At 43.6% G+C, this 10,700-nt stretch carries 9 protein-coding genes, 4 tRNA genes and 1 other annotated feature; of the genes, 9 read left to right on the forward strand and 4 right to left on the reverse strand.

The genetic code is table 11. The features are described from left to right. Positions 1-111: 111 nt before the first annotated feature. Entirely contained in the window at positions 112-402 is a 291-nt protein-coding gene (locus F6K37_RS22135; RefSeq protein ID WP_008177507.1) for an SDR family oxidoreductase, read from the reverse strand. A gap of 331 nt (positions 403-733) precedes the next feature. Here F6K37_RS22135 and F6K37_RS22140 point away from each other — a divergent pair, with 331 nt between their 5' ends. From F6K37_RS22140 to F6K37_RS22175, 8 genes are all read left to right on the forward strand, one after another. Further along, on the forward strand, positions 734-934 hold the full coding sequence (locus F6K37_RS22140) for a hypothetical protein (RefSeq protein WP_287252175.1): 201 nt from the start codon (positions 734-736) through the stop codon (positions 932-934). Positions 935-1,435: 501 nt separating this feature from the next. Beyond that, a tRNA-Met gene (locus F6K37_RS22145) sits at positions 1,436-1,507 on the forward strand. Positions 1,508-1,672: 165 nt separating this feature from the next. Further along, a tRNA-OTHER gene (locus F6K37_RS22150) sits at positions 1,673-1,738 on the forward strand. 161 nt (positions 1,739-1,899) lie between these two features. Next, positions 1,900-1,971 (forward strand) — tRNA-Ile (locus tag F6K37_RS22155). Between the two features lie 156 nt (positions 1,972-2,127). Then, a tRNA-Arg gene (locus F6K37_RS22160) sits at positions 2,128-2,204 on the forward strand. 345 nt (positions 2,205-2,549) lie between these two features. Continuing rightward, on the forward strand, positions 2,550-3,983 hold the full coding sequence (locus F6K37_RS22165) for a vWA domain-containing protein (protein ID WP_287252176.1): 1,434 nt from the start codon (positions 2,550-2,552) through the stop codon (positions 3,981-3,983). Between the two features lie 530 nt (positions 3,984-4,513). Beyond that, positions 4,514-4,596 (forward strand) — a sequence feature (23S ribosomal RNA rRNA prediction is too short). Between the two features lie 60 nt (positions 4,597-4,656). Further along, the gene (locus tag F6K37_RS22170; protein ID WP_008177519.1) at positions 4,657-5,502 is read left to right on the forward strand and encodes a hypothetical protein; all 846 of its coding nucleotides are present in this window, start codon (positions 4,657-4,659) and stop codon (positions 5,500-5,502) included. A 4-nt stretch (positions 5,503-5,506) separates the two neighbouring features. Beyond that, positions 5,507-6,148, forward strand: a complete 642-nt coding sequence (locus tag F6K37_RS22175) for a ThiF family adenylyltransferase (RefSeq protein WP_008177520.1) — start codon at positions 5,507-5,509, stop codon at positions 6,146-6,148. Positions 6,149-6,168: 20 nt separating this feature from the next. Here the strand turns inward: F6K37_RS22175 and F6K37_RS22180 are convergent, their stop codons facing one another. The 3 genes from F6K37_RS22180 to F6K37_RS22190 form a co-directional block, all read right to left on the reverse strand. Beyond that, positions 6,169-6,294 carry a hypothetical protein gene (locus tag F6K37_RS22180; protein WP_267871960.1) on the reverse strand — a complete coding sequence of 42 codons (126 nt, stop codon included), beginning with the start codon at positions 6,292-6,294 and terminating at the stop codon, positions 6,169-6,171. A gap of 16 nt (positions 6,295-6,310) precedes the next feature. Continuing rightward, entirely contained in the window at positions 6,311-7,870 is a 1,560-nt protein-coding gene (locus tag F6K37_RS22185; RefSeq protein ID WP_008177522.1) for a B12-binding domain-containing radical SAM protein, read from the reverse strand. A gap of 474 nt (positions 7,871-8,344) precedes the next feature. Continuing rightward, entirely contained in the window at positions 8,345-9,136 is a 792-nt protein-coding gene (locus F6K37_RS22190; protein WP_008177523.1) for a hypothetical protein, read from the reverse strand. Between the two features lie 750 nt (positions 9,137-9,886). Here F6K37_RS22190 and F6K37_RS22195 point away from each other — a divergent pair. Continuing rightward, positions 9,887-10,700 (forward strand): FHA domain-containing protein (locus F6K37_RS22195; protein WP_287252181.1); only part of this gene is annotated, 814 nt, incomplete at its 3' end.

Genomic DNA, 10,700 nt, shown 5'->3' on the forward strand with positions numbered 1-10,700 from the left:
GGATTGGAATGGCGCGCGGAACATAATGATCCGCGCTTTGTCGGCAACAACCACCAGGTTTTCACCTGGTGCTATACAGATCATTCCTGCTGATGGGTAGGTTTAGAGAGGTTAAATGTTGCACCAGCCAGCATTAGCAACAACGATATCAATTTTGCCGAACTTACTACGGGCAAAGGTTGCGGCTTTATCCAGGTCACCATCCTTTGTGACATCACAGGGCATAGCAAGTACACGTTGACCGTTGGGATCAATTTGTGAAGCTATGGCTTCTAATCGTTCTGCTCGCCGAGCTAGGAGTACCACATTGGCTCCTTGACGGGCTAATTCATGAGCAAGAGCTGCTCCAATGCCAGAGGAAGCTCCTGTGATTAGTGCCACTTGATCCTTAAAGTTGCTCATCTATTGCTTGCTTAAAGTTAATTTCAATATTGTGAGCTCGATTGTATTAAATAATGAAATTTTACTGTAAAATTTGGCATCTTGAGATAAACACTCGGCTAGTTGAGCTTTAATCGGGTCGCGAAAAATCTCACGATATCAGCCCCAAGTTACCGTCGCTAGTATAAGGTCTAATGAATCTGCCTGCTTTTAAGGGTTAAATAAGTCAAATACCTCAGTTATCCCTAAATCCTAAAAAATTTTTTGCCAAGGACTTGACACATTTGTAATATACTTGTAGTATAAAAGTAAGGTTAAAGAGAAAACATCACGCTACAAGGAGGGATGCCCAATGATTCATGTTCGGTTTGAAGGTCGTTCCTACGACATTGCTGAAGGTCAGCTGGGTATAGCCAAAAGTATGAACGATACCGCTGTTAAACAGCAACTCGCGAAGTACTTTGATGTAGCCCCAGAGCGCTTTACCTCTTATGTCATCGACCGCAGTACCAACCGCAATCTGATTATAAGACCTGAAGCGGTTTATGGTTAAGGTTTGTGGTTAAAAGGTTTATGGTTAAAAGGTGTTAAAAGGTTAAACCTTTTGTCCTGTGCCCTAATCTCAAGAAGCCTACACACAGATAACGATCCTAAGGTAGCGAACTCGGGTAACCGAGGAGCGCGAGCACTAAGCCATTGTCTTACAGAGATTTGGCGTGCGTGTCCACTGCTAAGCCATGCTTGGTGAGGACGGTCGTAAGTTGCTATAAAGCTTTTGTTAACTTGCACAGGAGCAATTGTTCGGAATTTCCCCCCGCGCCCTAACTGCTGAAGCTTACATACTACCGATCTACTAATCGGAAGGTTATAGGTTCGAATCCTATCAGCGGCGCTATTTGCCGCTGTAGCTCAAATGGATAGAGCATCATTTTCTTAAAAGCTTTATTGACTTGCGCGGGCACCCCAATTCTAGTGCAATTAGAGTGGTTTTACTGGCATAACTAAACAATTTAAAAAATAACTGAGTCACCTTCGCGCCCTGACCCGGAAAGCTTTCATACTCGCCAAATGGTAAGGCACTTGACTCATCATCGAGAATATGCGGGTTCAAATCCCGTGTGTGAAACAACGGCTTTCTGAACTTGCGCGATTGATTCAACCTTCTAGGAATAATTTCCAAATTATGCTACAGAGTGATAAAAGTACTGGTTAAAAAACTATTATAAGTTCCTATCAATTTTGTATTAACTTGCACAGAAGCAAGTGTTACAAATTTACCCCCGCGCCCTAACCGCTGAAGCTTACATACTACCGACTACGAATCGGAAGGTTATAGGTTCGAATCCTATCAGCGGCGCTATTTGCCGCTGTAGCTCAAATGGATAGAGCATCATTTTATTAAAAGCTTTATTGACTTGCGCGGGCACCCCAATTCTAGTGCAATTAGAGTGGTTTTACTGGCATAACCAAAGAATTTAAAATTCACTGAGTCACCTTCGCGCCCTGACCCGGAAAGCTTTCATACTAGCCAAATGGAAAGGCACTTGACTTATCATCGAGAATATGCGGGTTCAAATCCCGTGTGTGAAACAACGGCTTTCTGAACTTGCGCGATTGATTCAACCTTCTATAAATAATTTACAAATCATGCTACAGAGTGATCAAAGTACTGGTTAAAGGAATGTTATAAGTTCCTATCAATCTTTTATTAACTTGCACAGAAGCAAGTGTTACAAATTTACCCCCGCGCCCTAACTGCTGAAGCTTACATACTACCGACTACGAATCGGAAGGTTATAGGTTCGAATCCTATCAGTGGCGCTATTTGCCGCTGTAGCTCAAATGGATAGAGCATCATGTTTTCAAAAGCTTTACTAACTTGCGCGGGCACCCTAATTCTAGTGGTTTTCACTGCTATAACCAAAGCATTTAAAAATTAAGCGATGCAGCGCGGTCTTGGGGGTTCCCCCCATGAGCGACTGCATCAAGACAAGGTAATTCAAAACACTGCTAATAAATCGTGGCTTAGTTGATGTATTTTAGGTAAATTTTTATTAATTATTAAACCTTCAACCTTTAACTAAACAACCCAATAAGCTAACAACCAAACAACCAAATAACTTATAGATTTGTCCAGAAATTACATAGGAGCATAGGAGGTTAATCCTATGAAAACTGAAGAGCGTGACCTGCGTTTAGAATTACTAAACAGTTTATTAACTACACCCCATCGTAAGCTGGAGCAAGTGACAGAATTGCACCAACTGATGGTAGAACTTGACCCAATTTTTTACGGTCACTTAGCCGTTTGGTACGAGGGTCACGGGGATGTCCGGGACCACAAAGAAGTGTTTCTAGGTCATTTGTTGACTAGCAATTTGACCGAACACCGAGATGCTGGCTTTGTGATGCTGCAAAAATTCCCACCATACCAGGTGGCACGAGTAGTGGATTTCATGAAGCAGCAGCGCAATAAGGTGCCTCGTTCGGCTCGAACAGCAGTGCGGCGCTACCTTAAGACACGGGAAAAAACTCCAGCATTGTTTGACCGAGCAGCATTGCGGGGTCGAAAGGCGATGAAGCATCTCTATGCTAGTTTACATATTAAGCCTAGCTCTAGAGCAGATGCTGTATTATTTAAGGACAATCCTCCAGAAGGTTCTTTAGCTTGGATACTGAAGCAGTTAGCGAAAACTGAAACTGCTGCTGAACAGGCGCAATTGATTGTTGAACATAAGATTCCCTACACCATCGCCATTGGTGCTGTGCGCTCTGTCACTCCTACGGTTTTGGTGGCGCTAATTAATTCCATGACACCCCAAGAGGTAATTAATAATCTCAAATCCCTCCAAGGGCGGGGTGCGATGGAACACCCACAGGTCAAGGAGTTGATTGAGGCAAAGCTAGAACAGGCACAGACAAGCGATCGCGTTTCTGCGTTCAAGGCACAAGTTGCCGCTGAGGCTGCTCAGTTAGATACTCAAACTCTTGCTAAGTTAAAACAAGTTACCAATGAGCAAGTAAAGCGCAAAGGTACCATTACCAAGCCCACTGCTCTACTAGTGGACAAGTCCGGTTCAATGGACAAAGCCATTGAAGTTGGTAAGCGGCTGGCAGCCCTAATCTCTGGTATTACTGAAGCTGAGCTGTTTGTGTATGCCTTCGATACCATGCCTTACCCAGTTAAGGCTCAAGGAAAAGAGTTGAGTGACTGGGAAAGTGCCTTCAGGCACATCAAGGCAGGGGGTGGGACTAGCATTGGTTGTGCTTTAGAAGTAATGCGTTCTCGGAAGCAGGCGGTTGACCAGATTATCTTGGTTACGGATGAAGGTGAAAACACAGCACCTTACTTTGGTAAAGTTTACAAGACCTACTCTCGTGAATTGGGATTGATGCCCAATGTGATTATTGTCCGAGTTGGTTACTCCTACGACTGGGTGGAAAGTAAACTAAAGGAGCAAGACGTGCCAGTAGAAACCTTTACCTTTGCTGGAGATTACTATTCTCTACCAAACCTGGTTCCACTGATGACTCGTCCATCACGGCTAGACTTATTGATGGAGATTCTGGATACACCGCTACCGGTGCGAAATGATAAGTAGTGCAACATTTAACCTGTACAAACCTACTCACAAGCAGATAAGACGATGGTATAGCAAAGCGTGAAAACTAATGGTTGTTGCCGACAAAGCAATGCCAAAAGCATTGCGCTAATTTTATTAATGGAGGCTCTGCTGCCTACTCTCAAACCGCACTGTAACTTCACTCAGTCCATTATTTTACGTCGCTTAACTTACGACCAGCTGCCTTCGCTTTTAGTTCTTCGTTGGGCGGTAGTGTTCCGAAGTTAAACAAGTTACTAACTTAGTTAATTATAAAACAATGGATAATGTTTGACAAGGTTTAGATAGCTATAAGTAGTTGCACCTCTAAGAATTGGACTGACTTGATAACTCCTGATGAAGCAGTATATCCAGTCACCCAGTCTAATCTTGGGATCAAACTTGGCTTATAAGTTTGGAATCCGCACCTCTATAAATTTCACCGACTTGTGTGCCCTAACAGCCAGAGCTTACATACATAGTACGAGAGGAATAGTACCGTTACTCTAACGTAACGGGCGTGAAGCGAGGAAGGCGCGAAGAACCCGGAATGTGGGCTTAGAAGTAGCCATCATTTAAAGAGTGTGTAGTAACTCACCGGCGGAGTTCCTTCTAAGTGACGAACGCTTTTGCTCTGGCGACTTGCACATTATTAATACAATCGAGCAGGATCATGGCAAATATCCTCGACCTCATCAATCAAATTGCTGCAAAGGAAACGCAACTGAGTGAAAATCAATTCCTCGCTCCCTGTGTACGTGGGGGAAGGGTAAGAACTCGTGTTGCTGGAATGATTTATACCTTCTCCCCTAAGCCTCGTAAGTTTGAAGGATGGGGTATTTTTCAGCCAGTCAGCGATCAAGTCGCAACTGTGATAGAAGAGCCAGATGTGTTTCAACTTGAGGACTATTGGCAACTGCTCCAACCGTTGCGTTTACGACTAGCTTATCAATTGTCGGGAAAGACCTGGCTAGGGTATCCAGTCAATGAATCCGATGCTCGTCAGCGCTTTGGCACGGTTAAACCTATTGCTGTCCATCTGGTAGAGGGCGGGGTAGCCTTTGAACAAGTGGTAGCTCGTGGGGATGGTAAGGCTTGGTGGTTTCAGCAGCTTGACCGTAAGGGAGATCCTTTACTAGCAGAACAACTCACAGAGCAGTTAAAGCAAGTAACACCACCTGAAGAACTGGATTTAAAGGGGGTGACCCCAGAAATGAGAATAGTTTATGACTTGGTAAGACAACAGACTAAAGAGTTTAAAGATAAAAGGCAGCATCAACGGGATCACAAACGGCTGGAGCAAGCTTTGGAAATGGGTGGGGGAGCACTGCAACAGTTCCATGACCGGGGAGAATTCTGGCAGGTGCGCTGGAGCACTGCTGACGGTAAACACCATATATCAGCGATATCTAAACAGGATCTAACTGTAATCAGTTCCGGGATTTGTCTAAGTGGACGCGATCGCGATTTTGATTTACAGTCCTTGGTTGGGGTGATTGAGGCACGATATTGGGATTAGGATGATGTCAATTTTTTACCACGAACAACTCTACCGTACCTCCCAAGTCATGGCCCAGTTACGTGACTACCCCGTGACCGTGTGTGGTGCCGGAGCACTTGGAGCTAATATTACCGAAAATTTGGCTCGTTCAGGCTTTGGAAAGCTCAAGGTTATTGATTGCGATCGCATTGAAGAGCGCAATCTTTCTACCCAACCCTACTACCGCTCTGATATTGGTGCCCATAAAGCCAAAATCCTGGCTCATTCCCTCTACCAAGCGGTTGGGGTAAAATTGGAGGCTAAGGTCAAGGAATTAACCACAGCTAATACCAAACAATTACTGACTAATTCTACTTTAGTCATTGACACCTTTGATAACAGTGTCGCTCGTCAAGCCGTAAAAGATTACTGTGATAGTTCCCAAACTCCTTGTCTTCATGTTGGGTTAGCAGAAGACTACAGTGAGATAATTTGGACTGAAAATTATCGAGTCCCTTCCCCAGTTAATGATGATGTTTGTGATTATCCATTAGCTCGGAATTTAGTGCTGATGACTACAGCAGTTGCTACTGAAGTCATCATTGAATTTATTAACACAACCAAAAAACTCGACTTCACCTTCACCTTGAGAGATTTAAGTATCAAGCCCATAGATCGCAGCTAATTGGGTGATGGACTTTCGTCTTAGGGAATCGGGAGTCGGGAGTAGGGAGTAGGGAGTAGGGAGTAGGGAGTAGGGAGTAGGGAGTAGCGTTGCATCGCTATTCCCTTTTGCCTTTTGCCTCTTGCCTTTTGCCTTAAGTCCCTCAAACGTTGCTAATAGTTGCTATATCTCTATTAATTCTTTATCCATCAACTTAGGATTAGTATCAACTAACTGTCTTCCAATTTCATCTCGGACAATTTGACGATATTCGAGAAAGTGTTCGTTGTGAGCGCATAGAGTAAGGTAATGTTCCCACACAGCTGGATTGTGCCTGAAAATACCAAATAAATGATGCCAGAATTTCCAGCGAGTACTGCGCTTAAACCCTTGACGCCAAATTACAGTCGCCAAAGCTTTCAAATCTACCAACTCTGGCATTTTGAATGGGGCTTTGCATTTAGGGGGGCCAAGCTTTAAGAAACATTTATAGGCACGGTCTATATAGCGTTCAGGTTCGTATAGCTTCCAGAATGCTTCGATATATTCTTGACTAATCTCTTCAATGGGACGAGTAGGAACAAAGTTCATTAAGGTGGTTTGATTGATATCTTTTTTAGTGTTATCTCGCAAACGCCCTTCTTTTTCTAAACGATTCCACAGAGCAGTATTGGGTAACGCTTGTAACATGCCAAACATGGCTGTAGGGATAGCAGCCTGTTCAACAAAACTAATAATCCGGGAACCTGCTCCTTGTTTCTCTCCATCAAAACCAATAATAAACCCTGCCATTGGTCGCAATCCCGCACGAATTATTTTATCTACATCATCCGTTAGAGAGCTGCGAGTATTTTGGAATTTTTTGGTTAGTTTAAGGCTTTCTTCGTCCGGTGTTTCAATTCCTAAAAATACAGCATCAAAGTTAGACTCCACCATCAATTCCATCAATTCTGAATCCGCAGCTAGGTCTACAGATGCCTCAGTATTAAATCGAAAGGGATACTGATGCTCCTTCTGCCATACTTTTAGCTCTTTCAGAAGTAGCTTAACGTTACGCTTATTCCCAATAAAATTGTCATCCACCATAAAGATACCACGCCGCCAGCCTAATTCATACAGATAATCCAATTCCTTGAGAAGCTGGGCTGGTTCCTTTGTTCTCGATTTGCGGCCATAGAGAATAATGATGTCGCAGAATTCGCACTGAAAAGGACATCCCCGCGAAAACTGCACTGACATTGAATCATAGGCATCAAGCTCTAACAAATCATAGCGGGGAATTGGGGTTTGAGTGACATCGGGTTTCTCTGTAGTGCGAAACGTTCCACTAGTTTCCCCTCGCTGTAAAGCTTCTACAAACATCGGTAGGGTGATTTCTCCTTCATCTAGGATGAGAAAATCCACCCCTGCCTTCTTTCCTTCGTCTGGTAAAGAGGTAGGATAAGGTCCCCCAAATGCCACTAATTTACCACGTCGTTTGGCTTCTTTAATTTGGTTTAGGGCATCGGTTTTTTGGACAATCATTGCTGAGATTATCACCAGATCTGCCCATTCAAATTCTGCTTCGGTTACGTCTCGGATATTGCGGTCAACAAGTTTAAATTCCCAGTCTTGAGGTAATAATGCAGCAACAGTAATTAGACCTAAGGGTGGCAATAAAACTTTGCGATTAACTAATTCAAGGATTTTGTCATAAGACCAAAACGTTTTCGGAAATAAGGGATACAGTAATAAAACTCGCATTTAGAGAAATCCTCACACACGTGGCCATATAGCCTATAGCGATCTTACATCCTAATTAAGATTGCGATCAGCTATCAGTATTGAGCTATCAGTATTCAGCTATTAGCTTATGGGTTAGGTCACAGCGTCGAAGCCTGTGTCACGCTAGAAGCCTGTGCCACGCTACTTGAGGTGCTTTTGAAGAAAATGACCATGATAGCTGACCACTGACCACTGTTCGCGTAGCGTGCGCGTAGCGCATATGCTTACTGGCTGAAGGGGTGTCCAGTTCTATTGAGCTCCCAACTTGGCTAAAAAATTATCACTAAACAATGACAGGTAATTATAAACGGATGCCTAGGCTAAGTTCAAGTTAATCAATATAGTCTAGGGTTTAAATGACGGCTGCAATGATTCTCTACACCCCAAACCCAGTGCCAAGCTGGAGCTCTACACCCTTAGGAGCTAAAAAGGCTGCTTGTTACCCCCTGAGGTTTAATCAGCTACTCTAGTAAGCCTGTCAAGAATTTGCATGATTGACAAATCCCGCAAGAAATCCTCTTTACTCTCGGTTTCAGAGCGGTTCGAGTCATCGCGGTTCCGGTCATCGCGGTTGATGTATGTGAGAATGCGATCGCATTCTGTGGTGCTAACTATACTACAACCCTGGGTCAGGAAACTATCCACTGAAGTACGTCTACCCTTATGATTATACAGAATTGACCCATAATTAAACCTTTGACCATTTGGATAGTAAAAAATAGACCCATAATTAAATCTTTTGACATTTGGATAGTAAAAAATAGACTCATAATTAAATCTTTTGACATTTGGATAGTAAAAAATAGATCCATAATTAAGCCTATTACCGTTTGGATAATACCAATTTGATCCCCATTTGGCTGTTTTACCATTTGGCCAGTATAACGAAGACCTCTGATCTTGCCTAGGAAGTTTGCAGGTAACTTGTTTTAAACTTTCAATCATACCCAGAAAGCTTTTTGCCTCTTCTGTCATACTGGCTAGTTTGGCCATGACGGTCAGGTCGAAGCAATCTTGAGAAGAAGTTTGTAGTGACTCAATACTTGATGAACGTGGGTTACTATTTCCACAGTATTTATATTCTAGGGTAGCTAGATTATCGCTATCTAAGTTTTCGCTAATCGCCAAGCGACGCACAGCACGAATCTGGCCACATCGATTCGATTCAGCAGATACGTTATCGGTCCCTAAGCCAATAGTACATAGGGTCACGAGTGATAATAACACTCGAATCGGATATTTCATTGAGATCAATCTTCCTCAACACATCAATAGTCTGAACAGCCAGGATTATCAAATGCTGTAGCTTCTGGCTGACTACTACAGACGTTGCATGATATCAAAAGTTTCAGCATCGAAATAATCTTGGTCGCGATTCCAAGGTAAGCATGCAGGCGTCAGCTATTAGCTATCAGAAGTTATCTCTAGGTACTTATAGCAGTTCTCAATTGAGCTATCCTCACTATGAGGTACACAAGATTTTTTCCCTGTTCCCTAAAACCAAGGAATTTCTACCTCACCCAATTGAAAACTGCTTTCAGAAAATCCTGTTGCATAAAAAATTACCAAAAGGCTGAGAAGTATATAGGGATGTGTCCAAGAGGCGCGACCCAAGAGGCGCGACCCCGTAATTTAATTCTTCAAGCGGAAAGCGCGCCTTAGGCAGTTTACCTGCCCATTGGAACGCGCGCCTCCCCTGAACTTTTGCGAGAGGTCAAGGGTACTAAGTATGATGCTGGTATCAAGTGTTAATTCAATTGTTAGGTGCGCTTGACCCATTAAGAATTAAATTCGCCACGGGTCGCACCTGAAGTTAGCATAGATCATCCTCTCATAGTTCATTACCAGGACTTATGTCAAATCGGGTAACAAACGCAAATGCCCTTATATAGTATCGTGTGTTATCAACCCACCCTAGCGGCAGAGTTTATGGGTAAGTCCTGAGTAATTGACACAATTGACCGATTATTGCGGTAATCTGGAGTGACACGAAACATGCTTAAAACTATACTTATCAACTCTCAAACCAACGAGTTACAGGAAAAAACTCTGAAACCGGAAACTGGGATTCAAGGTGAGTATCTTATTGGTCGTCACCCGAGTTGTGACCTAGTTCTGGATAGTCCTGTAGTGAGTCGTGTACATGCCAGAATCCTATGCCAAGGGAGAAAGTATTACTTTGCTGACCTCGGTAGCACCGATGGCTCTCGGATCAATAATGAGGAGATGGATGTTAACCAGAACTGGCTCCTGAGGGAACAGGATATTATCCGCATCGGTGACTTTGTCCTGCTGGTCAAAGAACTACAGCTGTATGATTCTAACCAGGAACAGAAGCCAGTGGTAGATGACAATAGCACTGGGATGAAGCGGTGGACTAAGGGTAAGATTACTGTCCGCTGTATACAGATCATTGATCAGACCCATGATGTCAAGACCTTTCGCTTTGTCGCTGACCCGCCAATGTTGTTCAGCTACAAGCCAGGTCAGTTCGTCACTCTGGATTTGGATATTGATGGCAAAGCAGTTAAGCGTTCCTACTCCATCTCGTCAGCCCCCTCACGTCCTTATACTTTGGAAATTACCGTCAAGCGAGTGCCAGCACCAGCGGATGCTCCTAATGTACCAGCGGGTTTGGTGTCTAACTGGTTGCACGACAACATCAAAGTTGGATCCGAGGTAAGATTAAATGGCCCAATGGGGAAATTTACCTGTGCTGACCATTCTGCTAATAAACTGCTGTTCATTTCAGCAGGTAGCGGGATTACTCCGATGATGTCCATGTCTGAGTGGCTTTGTGACATTGGGG

Origin of the sequence: Moorena sp. SIO4E2, assembly GCF_010671945.1 — a bacterium.
In the GTDB taxonomy this organism is placed as follows: Bacteria; Cyanobacteriota; Cyanobacteriia; order Cyanobacteriales; family Coleofasciculaceae; genus Moorena; species Moorena producens.

Coding starts and splice junctions, on each gene's coding strand:
- F6K37_RS22140 (WP_287252175.1), top strand. CDS start 734: ATGATTCATGTTCGGTTTGAAGGTCGTTCCTACGACATTGCTGAAGGT.
- F6K37_RS22175 (WP_008177520.1), top strand. CDS start 5,507: ATGTCAATTTTTTACCACGAACAACTCTACCGTACCTCCCAAGTCATG.
- F6K37_RS22190 (WP_008177523.1), bottom strand. CDS start 9,136: ATGAAATATCCGATTCGAGTGTTATTATCACTCGTGACCCTATGTACT.
- F6K37_RS22185 (WP_008177522.1), bottom strand. CDS start 7,870: ATGCGAGTTTTATTACTGTATCCCTTATTTCCGAAAACGTTTTGGTCT.
- F6K37_RS22165 (WP_287252176.1), top strand. CDS start 2,550: ATGAAAACTGAAGAGCGTGACCTGCGTTTAGAATTACTAAACAGTTTA.
- F6K37_RS22170 (WP_008177519.1), top strand. CDS start 4,657: ATGGCAAATATCCTCGACCTCATCAATCAAATTGCTGCAAAGGAAACG.
- F6K37_RS22135 (WP_008177507.1), bottom strand. CDS start 402: ATGAGCAACTTTAAGGATCAAGTGGCACTAATCACAGGAGCTTCCTCT.